Genomic DNA, 19010 nt, shown 5'->3' with positions numbered 1-19010 from the left:
ATTGCCGGGTTGACTGCGCGCCAAAGTGTATCTAACATGGTTACACTTTGGCGCCTAACTCCATGTCTACCAGCAGCCGCTTTGCCGTCGCCGTGCATATCCTCACCCTGCTTGCCAGCGCGGAGGGGCCGGTGCCGTCTTCGCTCATTGCTGGCAGCGTGGGCACGAACCCGGCGCTGATCCGGCGTCTGGTGGCGCAGTTGGCGGACGCTGGCTTTGTGACCTCGCAGATGGGCGCAACAGGCGGCGCCACGCTGGCGCGGCAGGCAGATCGCATCACGCTGCTCGACGTCTTTCGTGTGGTGGAATCTCCGGTGCTGATTGCGCTGCCGCCCAACACGCCCAACCCGGCGTGCGAGGTCGGCCGCGAGATCACCGGCGTGCTGGAGCGCGTGACGGAGCGCGCGCAGGCCGCGCTGGAAGCCGAGCTGGCTGCGCAGACCATCGCCAGCATTCTCAGCGAGGTAGGGCACGCGCAGCGCCGCCGCCGTCGGGCCTAGCCGGGCCGCATGCCGGCCTATTTTTTTATCCCTATATGTAACTGCATTAATTACATATAACGTTTCAACCACCCAGACCGACCACAAGGAATTGACCATGAAGATCGCAATCATCGGCGCCACGGGGCGCGTGGGCACCCGCCTGATCGACGAAGCGCTGCGCCGCGGCCACCAGGTGACGGCCATTGCGCGCACCGCCTCGAAGCTGCCGGCGCGTGCCGGCCTGACGACCAAGGATGTCGACGTGGCTGACCAGGCGGCGCTCGTGGCCGCGCTTGCCGGCAACGATGTGGCCTACAGCACCGTGCGTTTCCTGCAGGCCAATGCCGACCAGATCGTTGGAGCGGTGAAGAAGGCCGCCGTGCCGCGCCTGCTGGTCGTGGGTGGCGCCGGCAGCCTCGAAGTGGCACCGGGCGTCGCGCTGATCGACACGCCGCAGTTTCCCAAGGAGTACTTTGAAGAAGCCTCGGCCGGCCGCGATTTCCTCAATGCGCTGCGCAAGGAAACCGAGCTGAACTGGACCTTCGTTTCGCCGTCGGCCATTTTCGAGCCGGGCGAGCGCACGGGGCACTTCCGCGTCGGCAAGGATTCGCTGCTGGTGGATGCGAACGGCAAGCCCTGGATTTCGATGGAGGATTTCGCCATCGCCTTCCTCGACGAAACGGAAAAGCCGGCGCACCCGCGCCAGCGTTTCACGGTCGGTTACTGATCAGCGGCAGAGGGAAGGCACGGCCAGTGCCTTTTCAAAGGGATCGCGGCGCAGGCTTGGGTCTTGCGCGCTAAGGCAGTAAGCGCTGCCGCCCACTTCCACGCGGGCTTGCCAGCGGCCCGCAGCGCCGCGCGACTCCTCGATCGGCCTTGCAGCGCGTGGCGACGAGGCGACGTCTGGCCCGAAGGCGTGGCCCGTACCGCGCCCAGTGCTCTGGGCGATGTTGTTTTCGGCATGGGACCGCGCGTGCGGGCTGGGCATCGGTGGTGCGCCCAGATCGAGCGTGCGCGCCTCAACCGCATCGGCACCCGCCGGCGCGGCAGGCATACGGTTCTGAGCTGGCTCGGTCGAATGCGGCATGGAATGGGTTGGAGGCAACTGCGCTGCCGCCGGCCGGCTGCGCTCGGCCTGCAGCGTCGGCGCATGCGGAATCTCGAGGCTGAGCAACTGCCCTTGCAGCACCGGGAATGCATCGTGCGGAATCGGCATCGGCCGATCGCGCCACCACGCCAGCAGCATCAGATGCCCCAGCGCCACCAGTGCCAGGACAACCAAGCGCGAGCCGCGCCAATCAATGGCTGGGCGTGTCGGCCATGCCGGGAGGCGCATCGTCGGGCTCGATCGGCTCGGGCGCGGAATCCAGCGCAGGCAGGCGGATCACGATCGCGCAGCCCCTGCCTTCTGCATGGGCCAGGCCGTCTTCGATGGCCACCGAGCCATTCCCCAATTCAACGATACGGCGCACGATCGCCAGGCCCAGGCCACTGCCCTGCGACTGGCTGGTGCGCGGGCGGTAGAAACGCTCGAACACGCGATCGCGCTCGTCGGGCGGGATACCGGGGCCGGAGTCTTCAATGCGCAGTTCGACCATGGGTGCGCCGGCCTGCTCGATGCGCTTGACGGCCACGCGCACCTCGCCACCGTTGGGTGTTTCGCGTACGGCGTTGTCGAGCACGTTTTCCACCAGCGTCGCAGCGTCTTCATGCGAGACCGAGACCCACGCCTGGTTGGCGCCGTCGTACGACAGCGTGATGTTGCGACGCTCGGCTCGCGACGCCTGCTGGATCACCCCGCTGCGCGCGCAGCCTGCCAGGTCGGACAACGCGCCCTGCGCAAGTTGCGCCTCGACGCGGCGCGCGTCCAGCCGGGCGATGGCGAGCAGCTTGGCGAGCGACTGCGTTGCACGCGAAATGCCGCGATCAAACTCGCGCAGCGCGGTCGAACGATCGTCTTCGCTGTCGGAATGCGACACGACATACGCCTGCGCCTGAATGGCGGCGAGCGGCGTGCGCAGTTCGTGCGCGGCATCGGCAAAGAAACGGCGGTCCGCCTCGATGCCGCGACGCACGCGCGCGAACAACCCGTTCAAGGCTTCAACCAGCGGTTTCAGCTCCGCATGTTCGACGCTCTGCACGGGGTCGAGGTCGGCGGAGTCGCGCGCCTCCACCTGACGCGTCAGCGTGCGCAAGGGCTTGAGGCCCTGGTGCGCGGCCCAGCCGACCATCACCATCAGCGCGCTCGCCAGGATGGCCAGCGCCACCGCCACTTCCTGGAAGAGATCGCGAATGGCGCGCTCGTAGGCCGTCAGCGGCTGCGCCACCGTGGCGGAAATCTTGCCGTCGACGCTGTCGACCGTGTAGCTGCGCCACGGCTTGCCTTCCAGCATGATCTCGACGACGGTGCCGTGCGCCTTGCCGCATGGCATGGTGGGCGCACCGGGCAACGCGGTGATGACGGTGCCGGCGCGATCGCACAGCACGTAGCGGAATTCGCCCGGCAGGATGTTGGGCAGCGACAAACCCAGTTTGATGTCGGTGAGGCGGCGCAGGAATTCTTCGCGGCGCGGCACGTCATCCATGTTGAGCGTGGTGAGGTCCGCATAGGCCTGCGCCGACATGCGCAGATCGCTCACCACCTGGCGGCTGTTGGTGCGCGAGATTTCCAGATGCGCGATGACGAGCTGCACCAGCAGCATCAACACCAGCGCCAGCAGGATCAGCACATACAGGCGAAACGACAGCGAGCGAACCCGCAGGATGGCTGGAACCGCCAGCTTCATTGGGCGGCCCCGCGGTTGCCGCCGATCATGTAGCCGACACCGCGAATGGTCTGGATGGTTTCGTTGCCGAGCTTGCGGCGCAGGTGGTGGATGACGACTTCGAGCGCGTTGGCGCTGACGCTGTCGCCCTCGCGATAGAGCGCATCCATCAGCGTTTCGCGCGGCACCCAGCGGTGGGCGCGGCGCACAAGCTCGAGCAGCAGCTGGTATTCGCGCGGCGTGAGTTCGATGACCTGGCCCTCTTGCGTCACGCGCTTCTGCGAGGGCTCCACCACCAGGTTGCCGACGTTCCACTGATTGGTGCTCTGCCCGGCATGGCGACGCAGCACGGCGCGCAGGCGGGCGATGAGTTCGTCCACAGGGAACGGCTTGACGAGAAAATCGTCCGCGCCGGAATCGAGTCCCTTCAGGCGTTCCGACAGCGCATCGCGCGCGCTCGCAATGATGACGGGCACGTCGCTGTGCGCCGCGCGCAGCTCTTCCAGGAAGGTATGGCCCTCACCATCGGGCAACCCCAGGTCGAGCACGATGGCTTCGAAGGTGTTGGTGGTGATCCATTTCTGCGCGTCGACCAGGCGGCGCACCCAGGTCGCGTTGTAGCCGGCCTGACGCAGCGCGCGGGCCAGCGCAGTGCCCAGCGGCAAATCGTCTTCGATAAGGAGGATGGCGTTCATGCGCGGGAATCTCGGCGGCGGTAATGACGGTAAACGGACAACCGGCACCTGGAAAACAGGCGCCGGCGAAGGTCGAAATCTACCGCAACGGACTGAGCTTTGCCTTAAATGTGTGGAGACACGTGACGAGGAAGTCGCCCCACGAACACATCCCCGGCGCGGCTTCGGGCATGCAACGTGGCATTTAGCTATCATTCCGAAATTCCGATTGCATTTTCCTTAATCCACCGCGCATGTTCCGCCTGCCCACCACCGCCACCGCGCCCTTCTGTCCTTCAGAGGTGCGCGGCACCGTTGCCGTACCGCCCGGCCTGCCGCTGTGGAAGAAGCTGCTGCGCTTTGCGGGGCCGGGGCTGCTGGTGTCGGTCGGCTATATGGACCCGGGCAACTGGGCCACCGACATCGAGGCCGGTTCGCGCTACGGCTATGCGCTGCTGTTCGTGGTGGTGCTCTCCAGCCTGGCGGCGATGGTGCTGCAGTGCCTGTCGGCCCGGCTGGGCATCGTCACCGGCATGGATCTGGCGCGCGCGTCGCGCAACCGCTATCAGCGCGGTGCCTTGCGCGTGCAGTGGCTGCTGGCCGAACTGTCGATCATTGCGTGCGACCTGGCTGAGGTACTCGGTTGCGCGCTGGCCTTCCACCTGCTGCTGGGCGTGCCGATCCTGTGGGGCGTGGCGCTCACCGCGCTGGACACGCTGATCGTGCTGGGCCTGAAGGGCAAGAACTTTCGCCAGCTGGAAGCCATCGTGCTGGGGCTCATCCTCACGATCGGGCTCTGCTACTTCGTTGAGCTGGTGCTCATCAAGCCGCATTGGCCTTCGGTGGCGGCCGGGCTGATGCCGTCGTGGCAGGCCGTGAGCCAGCGCGAGCCGCTGTACCTGGCGATCGGCATCCTGGGCGCGACGGTGATGCCGCACAACCTGTACCTGCATTCGTCCATCGTACAGACGCGCATGACGGCCAACACCGAAGCCGCCAAGCGCGAGGCCATCGGCCTGTCACGGCTGGACACCATCGTGTCGCTGGGGCTGGCGCTGCTGGTGAACGGCGCAATCCTGATCCTGGCCGCAGCGGCATTCAACGCGCATGGCCATCAGAACGTGGCGGACATCCAGGATGCCTACCACCTGCTGGAGCCCATCGTCGGGACGGCGCTGGCGGGGCTGCTGTTCGGTATCGCGTTGCTGGCGGCGGGGCAAAGCTCGACTTTTACCGGCACCATCGCGGGGCAGATCCTCATGGAGGGCTTCCTCGATTTGCGCATGCCCTGCTGGCAGCGGCGGTTGATCACGCGGGCCCTAGCATTGATTCCAGCCTTCATCGGCGTGGCGATGCTGGGCGACCACGCCATCGGCAAGCTGCTCGTCATCAGTCAGGTGGTGCTCGGCCTGCAGTTGCCGTTTGCGATGTTTCCGCTGATCCGCATGACGGGCGATCGCACCCTGATGGGCGTCTTTGTTAACAGCCGGTTAACGTCGTGGCTGGCGTGGGGCCTGTTCGTCGTTATCGGCGTCGCCAATGTATGGCTGGTGTGGCAGGTACTGGCGGGCTGATACGCGCATTGCGGGAATCCCCCCACTAAAAATCCGCGCACGGGGCCGCCCGCCGCCATTAGAATGCGCGCTTTGTTGCGCAATCCGGCCACGCCCGCGCCCGCATCATCCCGTCGCGCCAGAAGGCCTTCCTTGTCCTGCCTTGAGCGCGAACCTGCCTACCGCTTCCGACCTGCCCGACGCCCGCACGACTTCGCTCGACTATCAGGCGCGCCATTTTGTGCCGATGATTCTCGCGCTGAGCAAATGCGGCGTGCTCGGTTACGGCTTCGCGATCATGCTCGGATGGTCGGTCGGGCTGCTGCATCGGCCCGAGCCGTTGCTCGGACTGCTGCTTGTGCTGATGGCAATCGTCGTGACGGCGCAGCGGCATCGGCATACCGGCCTGTGGGGGCTGCTGGCGCTCACACACCTGTTTGCCGAAGAGGTGGCCATCATCGCGTTCGGTTATCAGGCCGGGCTCCAATGGGTTCTCCCGGCGTTCTATCTGATGCCGCTTGCCACCAGTCCCGCCTGGCTCACCCGGCGCGATTTCTGCATCGCCATGGTGATGTGCGCGGCCGGGCCGCTCGTCGCGCTGCTCATCGCGCCGGAACCGGCCGCGGCAATCCGCCACGGCTGGCTCGGTCTGGTGCTTTATCTGCCGATCTGCATTGCCGCAGCCGCGGTCATTCACCACTACCTGCTGCGCGCCATGGCCCGGCACTTTGCGGCCGAACGCAGCCTGGCCGATCGCGCCAACACTGACCACCTGACCGGCATGCTCGCGCGGCAGCGCTTCTTCGAACTCGGCAGCTTTGCGGTCGAGCGCGCGCAGCATCATGCCGAGCCATTGTGCGCGTTGTACCTCGACGTCGATCACTTCAAATCCATCAACGATACGTGGGGACACGCCGCCGGCGACGAAGCACTCGTCGCGCTCTCCGATGCGCTGGCGGGTGTGCTGCGCCCGGCCGACCTGTTCGGCCGCCTGGGCGGGGACGAGTTTGCCGTGCTGCTGCCGGGCTGCGGCCTGACCGGCGCGCTTGCGGTGGTCGAACGGCTCAAGACTGCTGTAGCCCGCACGCAAACGCCCGTTGGGCCCCTGACGGTAAGCGTTGGCGCCGCGGCGCTGCGCCCCGGGCAAGACCTTGCGCGGCTGCTGGCCGATGCCGATCTCGGCCTGATGGAGGCCAAGCGCCAGGGCCGCAACCGTGTGTGTGTATCGACCGACGCGGACCCGGCGGCAACGCTGCGGCCGTAGCGCAGGCACGCTATGTGCGGCGCAGCATCCGTGTTTTCTGCACGGAGAAACCCATGGAGTGGCTCAACGCCCACACCTTCCTGCGCGTGCCGGCCCGCGATTGGGCCGCCGCCACGTTGACTGTCATCGCCGCGTATGCAGTGCTCTCAAGCGTGTTGCGCCTCATCTGCAACCGTCTTGATGCGCGCGCCCGCCGTACGGGTCATCGCTTTGACATTCTCGTCACCGCAGTGCTGCGCGATACGCATCCGCTCTTCATTGCACTGGCCGCGTTGCTTGCCGGTTCGTACTTCATCGACCTGCCCACGCGCATTGCCAACAAGCTCGACCACATCTGGTTCGTCATCATCGGCTTTCAGATTGCCCTGTGGCTCAACCGCGGCGTGAAGCTGTGGGCACGCGACCGGCTGTCGACACAGACGCACGCGACGCGCAACCCGGTGATCACGTCGATGACGGCGTGGGTGCTGCGATTTGCGCTGTGGTCGATGCTGCTGCTGGCCATCCTGGCCAACGTGGGCGTCAACATCACGGCGTTCGTTGCCAGCCTGGGCGTGGGCGGCGTGGCGGTGGCGCTGGCGGTGCAGAGCATCCTCAGCGACCTGTTTGCGTCGCTGGCGATCGGGCTGGACAAGCCATTCGAGATCGGCGACTTCATCGTCTTCGAATCGATTGCCGGCACCGTCCAGAACGTCGGGCTCAAGACCACCCGCATCCGCAGCCTGTCGGGCGAAGAGATCATCGCTTCCAACACGGCGCTGCTCAAAAGCACGATTCACAATTACAAACGGATGTCGGAACGACGCATCGTCTTCACCTTTGGGGTGACCTACGATGCGCGCGCGGCGCAGCTGCAGAAGATTCCGGACATCGTGCGCCATGCCGTGGAAGCCGCCGGCAACACGCGTTTCGATCGTGCGCACTTCAAGGAGTTTGGCGAGAACGCGCTGAACTTCGAGGTCGTGTATTTCGTGACCGATCCGGACTTCAATCTGTACATGGATATCCAGCAGCGCATCAACCTGACGATCTTGGAAGGGCTGGAAAATCTGGGCACCTCGTTCGCCCTGCCCACGCGAACGATCCAGCTGGTGCGGCGTGATGGTGAGCCGGTTGGCCCCGAAGCGTTGGCAGATCGCAACCCGCCCACCAATGCACAGCGCGTGAGCGCGCGGGCTAGCGGTTGACGGCTGCAGGCATGCTGAGAAACGCCGCATCGAGGCTGCGCCACAGCGGCCTCGAACGCGGCACCATGTCCTGCCGGAAGTACCACCAGAAGTACCCGCCGACAAATCGCGGATGCGCGATCGCAAGCCCGTAGTAATGCGTCAGGAGCGCCGTCTTGCGCATGGCATGCCGCGTCCCGACTTCGCCAAAGCCCAGCGCGGCGTGCGGAAACAGTTCTCCCAGGCGGGTGAACACGGCGTTCCAATCGGGCGGCGCGATCTTGCAGTCGTCCTCATAGAAGCTGATGAACACGTAGTCCAGGCCATCGCGCAGGCGTGGCGGCAGGTTGTGCTGCGCCCAATCGAACATCGCGCGGGACGGCTGCTCGGCGCAGCCTTCGTTGTAGTACAGCGTGAGCGCGGTGCGGCCGCCGCCCGCTTTGATGACCTCGTAGGCGGCCATCGTCTTGTCGACGACGTCGCGCGTGGTGCCCGTCCACTCGCCGTTGATCTCGTTGCCGATCTCCCAAACGTCGACGTTGCTGCCCAGCGTGTGCAGGTATGCGGCGGCGCGCTGGCGCAGTTGCGGCGCGGTGTATTGCTTGAGCGTGGAGGAATCGGCCAGTTCGCCCATCACGTAAGCCACGTCGCGAATGGCGACCACGGGCCCGACGTAATGCGGCGCATCCATGCCCTCATCAAAAACGACGCGCACCGTGGGCGTGCGCGACAGGTGCGACAGCGCGTCGACCACGGCGGGCACGTTGTCGACCGCATCGATCGTCACGCCATACAACGGCGCAGGGCCGGAAGGCATCGCGCCCACCGGCCCTGCAGCTTGGGTGGATGCGCTCAAGACCAGCATGGCCGCCGCCAGACCCGAGCGCATCCGCAGCATGGCCTACTGCGCCGTGCTGGCATCCACCCACGTAAAGCCAAGCGCGGTGATGCCGTTGATGATGGTTTGGAAATCCGCATAGCCCGGCGTGCCGATCTCCGGTTCCAGCCAGAACGGGTGGAAGAAGAACGAGGCAAAACCGTCTCGCACCACCTGCGCATACGTCGCATTGGTCAGAATGTCCTGTGCGGTGTAGGTCAGGCACGACGACGGATCGATATTGCAGATGTTGTATTCCACGTTGCCCAGGTTTTCCGGAATGATGCGCTGGTTGTAGTAGTCCTTCTGAATGATGTACGGGAAGAACTGGCCAACCGAGAAATCATGACCCGGCGTCGATGCATTCAGCGTCTGCGGATTGTCGGAGGTGTAATACACCACGCGCTGATACGTGTTCTTGAAGTACTGCGGCACCGCCTTGATGGCTAGCGGAGACGACTGATAGTGCGGCGCCTCCCACGCGAACGGCGCGTAGCCATTGAGCTGGAACTCCAGCAGCCCCGACGACAATCGCCCTGCTGCCCATTGCGTTGAATCTTCGTTCACGGGCCGGTTCTGCGTGGCGAGCCAGAACTCGAAGTCGTTCGCACTGACGGCGTTGATGAGGTTCGGGATGTTGCTGTACTGGTGCGTGTAGCCGTGCATCAGGATCTTCCCGCCGCGCGGCAACGCATGGTTGAGTGCCGACTTGAGCCCCGTTGCATTGACCAGGTGGATCGTCTGCGCAACGCCGCCGTTGTAGACCCCGTTCGGGTCCTTGTACAGCGGGATGGTGGCAAGCGAGAACGGAATCTTCTTGCTGTACAGGAAATCCGTAAGGGTGTTGATTGACGTCACCGTGTTGGTGGCGTTGACGTCTTCCAGACGCACGAGCGCACGATGCAGCGTCGGCGCATTGGTCCCCAGGATGTCATGCAGCATGTCGCACATCACGAGGTAGCGGTCTCGCGGTCCGATGTACGAGAACGGCATGTCGGCGAAGTACCAGAAGTTGCCCGAGCGGATCACATACGGAGCCGTCGCCTTGGTCACCGAGTTGGTGATCGTAACGAGGCTCGTCGCCTTGGTGGCATCGGCCACCGCCGTCACGCCAATATCGGGGTCTGCGGAAATTGCCCCGGTGGTGGCGTTGAAAGCGTAGTACTTCGTCATCGCCTGGTTCTTGTACGTGATCGTGTCAAAGAAACCAGGATTCGGTGCGCTGGCCGACGGCGCCGCATTCATGCCCGCCAGGTTGGAGAACGTGATGCCGTATCGCGAGGTGAACGGATACGCCGTGTTCCAGGCAAGTTCCCACAGGTTGTACTTGAACCAGACCACCGTCTTCTGCGTGGTCGTCACATCCGACAGAAACGCCGCCGGGATGGGATTGTTGTAGTAACTCCCCATGTAGAAGATGGCGGTGTACTGCTCGGTCATGCCGGCCGTGTAGTTCTGCACGGGCAGCAGCGTGATGGTGGTGTTGAAGTGCGCGAGCAGGTTGTACAGCATGATCGCGTACGACTTGCCGAGGTTGGTGTACTGATCGTTCGGCGGGGCGTCGTATAGCACCAGCATCGGGGCGGGGGCGGTTTGCGCCGATGCCGATCCACCGATCGTCACACAGATGGGCCCAAGCCCGATCGTGCAGGTGGCGGCCTGCACTGGCGCTGTCAGCGAAACGCCCAGCATGCCACCCGCAAAGACGAGCGCGCACAGGAACTTTCGTAGCAATGTCTTCATGATGACTCTCCGGCTCATGGCAATCATGGGCGATAGAACGAGCCGTCCGCTTGGCGGTAGAGCCCGAGGTTGAAGTTGGGGCCACGATCGTGGCCACGGTCTGTACCTGTCGTCTCGTTTTCCGGCATGCCGGGGCGGACTTCGGTCACGACTGCCGGGCGTGGCGGTGGGATGACCTGTCCGTTCTCATCCATGACGCCGTAGCCGTAGGCGCGCGCGCCTCCAGTCACGGGTCTGGGTGTTGCTGCTGCCACAACGGTGGGCTGCATGGGTTGCGCAGCCATGGCCGTGGCCTTTGAAGACGCGGGCGGTGGGGCTTTCTTGTCCGGGTCGGCGCCGGGGGTGCGCTGGTCTGTCGCGCCGGTCACGATGGCGGGTACGCCACCCTCCCGGGCACCCGGTGGCGCAACGATCAGCCAACCGGCGACAAGTGCGGAGGCAACCAATACGCCGCCCCCGATTTGCTTCGCTTTCATCAAAGCCTCCTAACCGTTCAGGCGGTGCTGTGTTGACGACCCTTGCGCGGTGGCACGCGCCGCTTCCAGATCGATGATCTCGGCCTCGGTGGCCGGTTTGCGAATGATTTGCGGGCCGCGCGCTGCCTTCTGCGGCTGCGTGGTGAAGGCGTTCTTCAGCGCATCGACAATGCGCCGGCAGGCGTGGCCGTCGCCATAGGGGTTGTGGGCCTGCGCCATGCGTTCGTATTCGGCGGGGTTGCACAGCAGCGTTTCGGCCTCGTCGACGATGCGCTGCGTGTCGGTGCCCACCAGCCGCGCGGTGCCCGATGCAACGGCCTCGGGGCGCTCGGTGGTATCGCGCGTGACCAGCACCGGTTTTCCCAGCGCGGGCGCCTCTTCCTGAATGCCGCCGGAATCGGTGACGATCAGGTAGGCGCGATCCATCAGGTAGACGAATGGCAGGTAGTCCTGCGGCGCGATCAGGTGAACGTTGTCGTGGCCGGAAAGGATGGCATTCACCGGCTGCTGCACGTTCGGGTTCAAATGCACGGGATACACGACCTGCACATCCGGATGGTGTGCCGCCAGCAGCCGCAGCGCCACGCAGAAGTTCTCGAACGGTTCGCCGAAGTTCTCGCGGCGGTGGCCTGTCACCAGGATCATCCGCCGGCCGGCCTCCAGGAACGGATAGCGCGCCGCCATCTGCGCCGACAGCGCGGCATCGTCGTCCAGCCGTTGCTTCACGGCCAGCAACGCATCGATAACGGTGTTGCCGGTGAGCGTGACCTGCTCCGGATCGATGCCCTCGTCGAGCAGGTTCTGGCGCGATTCGGCCGTGGGCGCGAAGTGCCACGTGGTGACCGAATCGGTCACGCGCCGATTCAGCTCTTCGGGCCATGGCGACCAGATGTTGCCGGTACGCAAACCCGCTTCCACATGCCCGACCGGAATGCGCCGGTAGAACGCGGCCAGACTTGCCGCCAGCGTGGTCGTCGTATCGCCGTGGACCAGCACGGCATCGGGCTTGTAGGCGTCGAGCACGCCGTCGATGCCGCCCAGCACGTTGGACGTGATATCGGACAGCGTCTGCCCAGGCCGCATCAGGTTGAGGTCAAACTCCGGCACGATGCCAAAGAGTTCGAGCACCTGATCCAGCATCTGCCGGTGCTGCGCGCTCACGCAGACCGCCGACGTGAAGCCTGCCTCGGCCTGCAATACCTGCACGAGCGGGGCCATCTTGATGGCCTCCGGGCGCGTGCCGAATACGGTCAGAATTTTCCCCATCATCACTGCACTCCCCTGTCGTCTGCTCCGGCGCGCCTGCAAAGCACGACGGGCGCGAGGACGCGCGTATCGCTTCTGACGCCGGGCAGACTTCACCATTGAGCGAAGGCCGTGCCATGCATCCCGCTTTGACTCACCATGGCGCCGCGACGCCATCCAACGGACGCCGCTGCCGTTTCTCTTCGTTACCCGTTTCCCTCGGCGGTCAAAAACGTTTCATCTGCGACACCTCTGACTGGGGTCTGCTTGAATCCGGGGTTGCCTTAGAACCAAAGAATGGCCCGCGCGACTACCCCCTTTGCTCGATCCGCGTGCGTTAACGGCAAGCGGTATTGCACGGTCAAATCCAGCCAACTGGCCGGTGCCGCATAGTGCGACTCGCGAAACCAATAGCGGAAGTTGATGCCTGGGCCGACACTCAGCGCAAGCTGGCGATCGATCGCTTTGTTGTCGTGATCGCCCGCCAGCACGACGTGCGGGTAGACCGTGAGCCGATCGCTGATGGAGTTCAGTAGCCACGTGTGTCCGTAGCGCATTTCGGTACTGATGATCATCCGGCCCTGGTTGAGGAAATAAGCGCCCTCGCCATACACCTGCCAGGTCTGCCAGCGCGGCTTGGTGACCTGCAGGTCGAGCCCCTGGTCGGTCGAAAAACCGATGCGCAGCAGCGTGTCGTTGGTCGTCAGTTGCCCGATGCGGAAAAGCCGCTCGGCGGTGAACACCAGGTTGATGTCCTTGATCGGCTTGTAGCGTGCGCCCACCGAACCCTGCGCGGTGGGCAAGCCGGTGTTGCCATTGCGGTCGTACACGTTGTCGTAGCCACGCGCAAAGACCTGGAAGATGCTGCCGTCGCGATAGCCGATGCCGGGTGGCTGCCAGTACACCTCTGCGCCCGCCTGGCCCACGCTCACGGTGTTTGGCAAACCGAACGCCGAGGTTTGATACGCGCCCGAGATGACCATGCCGAAGTTGCGCTGCATCTGCTCGACTTCGCGCCGGTAGCCGAATCGGCGGTCTGCTGGTAGGCGGTCGTCGCCATTGCCGCCGCTGTCGCTCTTGGCGTCTGCATCGGCACGGTCGAGGCTTTCGCGGAAGAGCTTGATGGCGGTCGGATTGTCGCCCTGGCGCTTTGCCGCATAGGCGGCATCGGCGTAGTGGGTCCAGCTGCCCTGACCCGTGGCAAAGCCCCGCTGGAACGCTGCCAGCGCGGCACGATCGTCGCGCGCGCGCAGGTGGCTGTAGGCCTCGTTCAACTCGCGCTGGCCGATCGCGCGCGGGTCATTGGCAGACGTGGCGTCGCCCTGCGCTTCGGGCGCCATCGCCTGGGCAAGCAGCGCCTTGGCATAGCGTTGACGCGCCGGGTCGGTCGCATGTTCGGCCGCCAGCGTGGCGGCCTGCGTTGCGCCATCGCGATCGCCCAATTGCAGGCGCGACTGGGCGAGACGCAGTTGCACATCAGCATCGGGCTCGTCCTTCATGCCGCTGAGCGCATCGATGGCAGCCTGCGGGTGCTTGGCGGAATATGCGCTGTCCGACCAGGCCAGATGCAGGTTGCGCTGCTCCTGGGCGGTCCAGTCGGTACCTTGCACGGCGTGTGCAAAGTCCTGTTCAGCGACAGCGGGGTCGTTCGCTTTCTGCGCGAGGAAGCCGTGCTGCGCGAACACACGGGGCTCGTCGGGATACTTCAGCAGCAGCGCATCGGCCTGCGCGCGTGCCGCATCCAGCTGGCCCTTGCGCGTCAGCACGTCCAGGAGCAGCAGGTTCAGTTGCACGCTGTCTGGCTGCGCAGCCAATGCCGCGCGCGTGGCGGCTTCGGCATCGTCGAGCTTGTTGGCGTCGATGGCGCGATAGGCGCGGTCGGCGCGGAAGTAGGCATCGGGCTGCAATGGCGCGGGCTGCTCGGCGAGCGATACGCCATGACACAGCGCCCACACTGCCGCGGCAATCGGCCAGCGCAAACGGCGTACGGTTAAACGGTTGGCTCTCTCGTGTGTCATGCCACACCTCCCGCAACAGATGGGTTGGGCCGAGGATCTGGCCCAGGGGGCAAGTCCGGCGGCACAGAAATCGGGGGGATGGTGGAAGCCTCGGGTGCGGGTGCCGTGCTGGCTGCAATGCCTGGGCCGGCGCCCGTCATGGATTCGACGGCCAACATGGCCGAATGCGCCGACGGCCCGAACACGACCGTGGCACGGCGGTTGGGGTCGGCCATCTGCGCCAGCTCGGCCGACATCTCGTGGTCGCACGCCATGAAGCAGGCGACCTTGCGGCCCGCTGCACGGGCCAGCTCTTCGAGTACTTCGCCGTTGGGCAGCTCCGACACGGCAATGTTGAGCGAGCCGTCTTCGCCAATCGAGAACGGCACCACGTGATGCCGCACGGCGAGGTCACGCGGCAGGCAATCGGCCAGCGCGCCAAGCACCACGTTGGTCAGGCTCACGCGCGGCAGGTCGACCTGCTCGGCCAGCGCATCGGCCAGCGTGTCGGGCGTGACCAAACCCTGCTCGACCAGCACTTGCCCCAGCCGGCGCCCGGTCTGGCTCTGGATGGCGAGGGCGGCATCGAGCTGTGCCTGCGTGAGGACTTCCCACTTGATGAGCGTTTCGCCCAGCTTGCAGCGCGTGCGGCCCAGCGCGTCGTTCGACAGATAGGTGTGCTGTGTCTTGTCCCAGGCGATGGGCTTGCCGGTCAGGCAGTAGATCAGGAAGATCTTCCACGCCCGGCATACCGAGAAGAAGTTGATGAAGTTGTTGACCACCAGCCTGGGCAGACACAGGACGCCCTGCAGCGGGCCGTTGAGCCGACCGACAAAGTACACGCGCTGCGCCAACCGGTTGAAGAGCAGCGCCGCGTTGATGGCGAGCAGATCCTGCATCCAGATGCTGCCGACCACGAACGTTCCATCGGGAATCGTGATCACGCCTTTGGCCATCAGCGCGCCGAGCGCCAGATAGTTCAGCGACAGCACATAGGCCAGGATGGAGAAGAGCGCCGTGAGCACGCCCTTGCGATCCCGGAAGAACATGTAGCGGGTGATGAGGTTGCCATTCCACCCCATCTGCAACCACCCCTGGAACGCGATGCCGAGCACCCAGCGCGCGCGCTGCCGGTAAGCCGTACGGAAGGTACTGGGAAAGTACTCGCGCGTAGCCAGCAGTTGGGGGCGAGCCCCCCTGCGGCGCCCCAGGCGCCAGCGTGTGCGTGGCTTGCCGTCCGCGTCTTCCGCGGGCTCCGCGTTCTCGCAAATCGGGAAATGTACGAACGCTTCGCGCATGCCGAGTTCGCGCAGGCGGAAGCTGAAGTCGTAGTCTTCGGTGAGCGTGCTGGTGTTGAACGGAGAATCGCCGCGCACCTTCATCACGGCTTCGATCGCCCGCCGGCTGTAGCAGAGCGCGACGCCGGCGCCGGGCACCGTGCCGGTCAGCGCCTGGCGCGCCACGAGGTCTTTCTGGTGCGTTTCGGAAAAGTCGTCCATGTAGGTGCCGGCCACCCACTCGTACCACTTGCGCTCGAGGGACAGCACGGGCAGCTGCACCAGATCCTGATCGCTGATGAAGTAATTGAAGTACTTCAGCTCCAGCGGATGGATCACGTCTTCGCAGTCGTGCATGATCACGCCCGCAAAGCGGATGCCGTGCCCGGCCTCGTGCCGGATGATGGTCTGGATGATGGTGTTCAGGCAGTCGGCCTTGCATGTCGGGCCATCGTGCGTGACGGCGGCGCGCACCACGCGGCCCGGGTAGCGGCGCACCATGCGTTCGACCTCGGTGGTGGTCTCTGCATCGTTGCGGTACGCGCCGGCAAAGATGATGAAGCGCGTGTACTCCATCGTCGCCAGGGTGTTTTCGACCATCTTGGCGATGACGTCGTACTCCTTCCACGCCGGCACCATGATGGCGAGCCATTGCTCTTCACGTTCGCGCAGCGATTGCGCCGAGATCGTGACGGGTGTGCGGCCGCGCTGCGGCCAGAGCCACAGTTCGCGCACCCAATAGAAGGCATCCAGGAAAAAGTCGTCGGCGGTGCTGATGAAGATGACGAGCGTGGTCGCCACCGTCAAGGTGTTGAGCAAGGCGAGGTAAAGCTCCCATGACAGATCGCTCATGGCTGCTCCCCTGCCCCGGCCCAATGGGCGCGTTGCCAGTGTCCGGCGTAACCCCCGCCTTGCGCTGTGGCGCTCATGCTTCCCCCAAGGTCTTCTTCGACGTGCGACGCAACCGCTTGCGCCGCGGCATCCGGCCCAATCGCCTGCTGTCCATCGGACCGATGCGTCGCCCTTTAGCCTGCTTCTCGCGAGGAGGAACGCGAGGACCATACCAACACCCGCCGAAGCGCGCCGTTATGCGGTGCAGCACGCCGCATACGCCTTCAGGCGGGGAATGGATGCGTCGGGTTGTTGCATGTGTGAACGCAAGACGCACGCGGCACGCGTGCCGAGATCACCGCCAAGGCATGCAATGCGGTCTGGCGTGATGGACATTCGTCCGGGCAGTGGACAAGGCCTCCATACAAATGACGGAGGTGGTGGGTGATCAAGTGCAGGGTGTTTGGGTTAGGGGAGCGCGAAGTGCACCTGACGGGCGGGGCGCGCATGGTGGCGCATGGACGGTGGCGTGCGGCGGCATGCAGGCTGCAAAGCCTGATGCGCAAAGGGTCTGCCAGACGAAACGCCCTTCGGAGACGGCCGACGGCGCGGTCGAGCGAAGCGGCAGCGACTGCCCCGCGCAAAGTGCCGGCCGGACCGACAACATCGGCCCAAGCAATTCGGCAAATCGGTTGCAGCGCTGAAACACAAAGCCGCGCTCAGGGCGCGGCTTGTTGAAAAGAGCGTGTCGGCTTGCGTGTCAGAACTGTTCCCAGTCGTCGGCATCGCTGGACGCCGCAGCCAGGGCAAGTTTGCCTGGTTTGGGTTCAACTGCCGCGGCAGGCGCTGCCTTCGCCTCCGGAGCCGGCACAGCCGCCGGCTTGACGGGCGCTGCCAGTCGCTTGCGCGCTGTACGTGCCGTCGCTGCGGCCGGTTTGCGCGCGACCGGTTTCGCTGTCGTGCTGGACGAAACCGCCGCCGATACCGCAGGCGCCACCTTCGCAACGTTCACGGCGTTGGCAGAAACGGGAGCCACCACCGGCCCCGCATGCGCACCCGCCGCCGGCAGCCGGAACGACGCCACGGCCTCGCGCAGCACGCCGGCCTGCTCCTCCAGCGATTGCGCAGCGGCCGCCGCCTCTTCCACCAGCGCGGCGTTCTGCTGCGTCACCTCATCCATCTGCGTGACGGCCTGGTTGACCTGCTCGATACCGGCGCTCTGTTCGTCCGATGCCGAACTGATCTCGCCCATGATGTCGGTCACGCGCTTGACGGCGACCACCACCTCGTCGATCACGTCGCCCGCTTCGGCCACGAGCGTCGTGCCGTTTTCAACGCGGCCAACCGAATCGCTGATGAGTTCCTTGATTTCCTTGGCCGCCGTGGCCGACCGCTGCGCGAGACTGCGCACCTCGCCGGCCACCACCGCAAAGCCGCGGCCCTGCTCGCCCGCACGGGCCGCTTCCACTGCCGCGTTCAGCGCCAGGATGTTGGTCTGGAAGGCAATACCTTCGATCACGCCGATGATGTCGGCGATCTTCTTGCTGCTGTCGTTGATGCCGGCCATGGTGTCCACCACCCGGCCGACCACTTCGCCACCCTTGACAGCGATGTCCGATGCATTGCCCGCAAGCTGGCTGGCCTGACGCGCGTTGTCAGCGTTCTGGCGCACGATGCTCGTCAGCTCTTCCATGCTCGATGCGGTTTCCTCCAGCGACGACGCCTGCTCTTCGGTACGTTGCGAAAGGTCCATGTTGCCGGCCGCGATCTGCTTGGTCGCGCTGGCGATGGATTCGCTACCGCCGCGCATCGTCAGGATGGTGCGGATCAGGCCGTTCTGCATGTCGATGAGACCTTGCGTGAGCGCGCCCATTTCGTCCTTGCTGCTGACGGTGATGCGTTCGGTCAGGTTGCCGTTCGAGATCGCGCTGAAGTGCCCCAGCATCTTCGACAGCGGCACCGAGATCGCACGGTGCAGGCCGAATGCGCAGCCGAGCGCCGCTGCAATGCCCACCACGATGGCGCCAATGATCAGCATCAGAAACGCGTGCGAGCGGGCCGCCGCGCTTTCGTAAGCGGCCTTGGCCTGTTCGACCTGGCTGCGGTCCAACGCGTCGGCAGCGGCAGTCAGCGCCACGGACAGCGGCGGGATGACATTCATCACCACCTTGTCGGCGGCTGCGGCATCGCGGGCGCGCAATGCGCTCATCAACGGTTCGATGCCGTCGCGGAAGAGCGCGTTGCGCTTGGCTTCCATGTCGGCGGCCAGGCGCGCTTCATCCGCGTTCATGGGCAGCGCCTTGTATTGCTTCCACGCGTCGTCAGACTTGGCGCGGTAGCCGTTGGCCTTGTCGAGGATGGCCGGCACGTCGGCCGCATCCGGATGGAAGACCGCGCGATCCAGCGTTGTACGCACGATCGCCGCATTCAGCTGCGACTTGCCGACCAGCGAGGTCGAAGCAAGCTGATTGGTGTAGATCTCGTTGATGTTCGCGTCGGACGCGCGCATTCCGACCACGCCGATGGTGCCTGTGGCAGCCAGTAGCGCGGCCAGGACCGCCAGCGCTGCGTTGAGTCGGAAACGGATGGAAAGTCGATTGAGCATGGGAGTCACCGCGGGTTATTGCCCCCGCTATATCGGCCGCCCCGTGCCGTTTCTG

At 65.1% G+C, this 19010-nt stretch carries 15 protein-coding genes; 5 read left to right on the top strand and 10 right to left on the bottom strand.

All coding sequences use genetic code 11. The features are described 5' to 3' along the window. Positions 1–62: 62 nt before the first annotated feature. Both ABIC76_RS06980 and ABIC76_RS06975 read left to right on the top strand, forming a co-directional pair. Positions 63–500 (top strand): Rrf2 family transcriptional regulator, encoded by a 438-nt coding sequence (locus ABIC76_RS06980; RefSeq protein WP_354533429.1) that lies wholly within the window; start codon positions 63–65, stop codon positions 498–500. A gap of 97 nt (positions 501–597) precedes the next feature. Beyond that, the gene (locus tag ABIC76_RS06975; protein WP_354533428.1) at positions 598–1209 is read left to right on the top strand and encodes an NAD(P)-dependent oxidoreductase; all 612 of its coding nucleotides are present in this window, start codon (positions 598–600) and stop codon (positions 1207–1209) included. On the opposite strand, the gene ABIC76_RS06970 is transcribed toward ABIC76_RS06975, so the two are convergent. The 3 genes from ABIC76_RS06970 to ABIC76_RS06960 are packed head-to-tail and all read right to left on the bottom strand — an operon-like array spanning position 1210 to position 3942. Further along, positions 1210–1764, bottom strand: a complete 555-nt coding sequence (locus tag ABIC76_RS06970; RefSeq protein WP_354533427.1) for a hypothetical protein — start codon at positions 1762–1764, stop codon at positions 1210–1212. It lies immediately after the preceding gene. Between the two features lie 16 nt (positions 1765–1780). Further along, the gene (locus ABIC76_RS06965; protein ID WP_354533426.1) at positions 1781–3268 is read right to left on the bottom strand and encodes an ATP-binding protein; all 1488 of its coding nucleotides are present in this window, start codon (positions 3266–3268) and stop codon (positions 1781–1783) included. Beyond that, positions 3265–3942 carry a response regulator gene (locus tag ABIC76_RS06960; RefSeq protein WP_004631528.1) on the bottom strand — a complete coding sequence of 226 codons (678 nt, stop codon included), beginning with the start codon at positions 3940–3942 and terminating at the stop codon, positions 3265–3267. The genes ABIC76_RS06965 and ABIC76_RS06960 overlap by 4 nt, the downstream gene beginning before the upstream one ends. Before the next feature lie 233 nt (positions 3943–4175). Between ABIC76_RS06960 and ABIC76_RS06955 the strand changes: the two genes are divergently transcribed. The 3 genes from ABIC76_RS06955 (at position 4176) to ABIC76_RS06945 (ending at position 7925) form a co-directional block, all read left to right on the top strand. Beyond that, positions 4176–5495, top strand: a complete 1320-nt coding sequence (locus tag ABIC76_RS06955; protein ID WP_354533425.1) for an Nramp family divalent metal transporter — start codon at positions 4176–4178, stop codon at positions 5493–5495. 142 nt (positions 5496–5637) lie between these two features. After that, entirely contained in the window at positions 5638–6738 is a 1101-nt protein-coding gene (locus ABIC76_RS06950) for a GGDEF domain-containing protein (RefSeq protein WP_354533424.1), read from the top strand. 53 nt (positions 6739–6791) lie between these two features. Next, complete coding sequence (locus tag ABIC76_RS06945) at positions 6792–7925, top strand: mechanosensitive ion channel family protein (RefSeq protein WP_354533423.1); 1134 nt, start codon at positions 6792–6794, stop codon at positions 7923–7925. Here ABIC76_RS06945 and ABIC76_RS06940 read toward each other — a convergent pair. From ABIC76_RS06940 to ABIC76_RS06910, 7 genes are all read right to left on the bottom strand, one after another. After that, positions 7915–8802 carry a hypothetical protein gene (locus ABIC76_RS06940; RefSeq protein ID WP_354533422.1) on the bottom strand — a complete coding sequence of 296 codons (888 nt, stop codon included), beginning with the start codon at positions 8800–8802 and terminating at the stop codon, positions 7915–7917. The two genes, ABIC76_RS06945 and ABIC76_RS06940, sit on opposite strands and share 11 nt — an antisense overlap. A gap of 3 nt (positions 8803–8805) precedes the next feature. Further along, positions 8806–10524, bottom strand: a complete 1719-nt coding sequence (locus ABIC76_RS06935) for a DUF2334 domain-containing protein (protein ID WP_354533421.1) — start codon at positions 10522–10524, stop codon at positions 8806–8808. A 23-nt stretch (positions 10525–10547) separates the two neighbouring features. Continuing rightward, positions 10548–11000 (bottom strand): hypothetical protein, encoded by a 453-nt coding sequence (locus ABIC76_RS06930; RefSeq protein WP_354533420.1) that lies wholly within the window; start codon positions 10998–11000, stop codon positions 10548–10550. Between the two features lie 9 nt (positions 11001–11009). Further along, a complete protein-coding gene (wecB, locus tag ABIC76_RS06925; protein ID WP_354533419.1) occupies positions 11010–12269 on the bottom strand; it encodes a non-hydrolyzing UDP-N-acetylglucosamine 2-epimerase in 1260 nt (419 codons plus the stop codon). Positions 12270–12529: 260 nt separating this feature from the next. After that, positions 12530–14263: an NfrA family protein gene (locus ABIC76_RS06920; protein WP_354533418.1), complete on the bottom strand. Its 1734-nt coding sequence runs from the start codon at positions 14261–14263 to the stop codon at positions 12530–12532. Next, complete coding sequence (locus ABIC76_RS06915; RefSeq protein WP_354533417.1) at positions 14260–16371, bottom strand: glycosyl transferase family protein; 2112 nt, start codon at positions 16369–16371, stop codon at positions 14260–14262. The genes ABIC76_RS06920 and ABIC76_RS06915 overlap by 4 nt, the downstream gene beginning before the upstream one ends. A 739-nt stretch (positions 16372–17110) precedes the next feature. Then, the gene (locus ABIC76_RS06910) at positions 17111–18955 is read right to left on the bottom strand and encodes a methyl-accepting chemotaxis protein (protein ID WP_354533416.1); all 1845 of its coding nucleotides are present in this window, start codon (positions 18953–18955) and stop codon (positions 17111–17113) included. Positions 18956–19010 lie beyond the last annotated feature (55 nt).

The organism is Ralstonia sp. 1138 (genome assembly GCF_040544795.1).
GTDB lineage: Bacteria > Pseudomonadota > Gammaproteobacteria > Burkholderiales > Burkholderiaceae > Ralstonia > Ralstonia flatus.
This window is presented reverse-complemented; position numbering and strand designations above follow the sequence as displayed.

Coding starts and splice junctions, on each gene's coding strand:
- ABIC76_RS06980 (WP_354533429.1), top strand. CDS start 63: ATGTCTACCAGCAGCCGCTTTGCCGTCGCCGTGCATATCCTCACCCTG.
- ABIC76_RS06975 (WP_354533428.1), top strand. CDS start 598: ATGAAGATCGCAATCATCGGCGCCACGGGGCGCGTGGGCACCCGCCTG.
- ABIC76_RS06965 (WP_354533426.1), bottom strand. CDS start 3,268: ATGAAGCTGGCGGTTCCAGCCATCCTGCGGGTTCGCTCGCTGTCGTTT.
- ABIC76_RS06960 (WP_004631528.1), bottom strand. CDS start 3,942: ATGAACGCCATCCTCCTTATCGAAGACGATTTGCCGCTGGGCACTGCG.
- ABIC76_RS06955 (WP_354533425.1), top strand. CDS start 4,176: ATGTTCCGCCTGCCCACCACCGCCACCGCGCCCTTCTGTCCTTCAGAG.
- ABIC76_RS06945 (WP_354533423.1), top strand. CDS start 6,792: ATGGAGTGGCTCAACGCCCACACCTTCCTGCGCGTGCCGGCCCGCGAT.
- ABIC76_RS06940 (WP_354533422.1), bottom strand. CDS start 8,802: ATGCTGCGGATGCGCTCGGGTCTGGCGGCGGCCATGCTGGTCTTGAGC.
- ABIC76_RS06935 (WP_354533421.1), bottom strand. CDS start 10,524: ATGAAGACATTGCTACGAAAGTTCCTGTGCGCGCTCGTCTTTGCGGGT.
- ABIC76_RS06930 (WP_354533420.1), bottom strand. CDS start 11,000: ATGAAAGCGAAGCAAATCGGGGGCGGCGTATTGGTTGCCTCCGCACTT.
- wecB (WP_354533419.1), bottom strand. CDS start 12,269: ATGATGGGGAAAATTCTGACCGTATTCGGCACGCGCCCGGAGGCCATC.
- ABIC76_RS06920 (WP_354533418.1), bottom strand. CDS start 14,263: ATGACACACGAGAGAGCCAACCGTTTAACCGTACGCCGTTTGCGCTGG.
- ABIC76_RS06915 (WP_354533417.1), bottom strand. CDS start 16,371: ATGAGCGATCTGTCATGGGAGCTTTACCTCGCCTTGCTCAACACCTTG.
- ABIC76_RS06910 (WP_354533416.1), bottom strand. CDS start 18,955: ATGCTCAATCGACTTTCCATCCGTTTCCGACTCAACGCAGCGCTGGCG.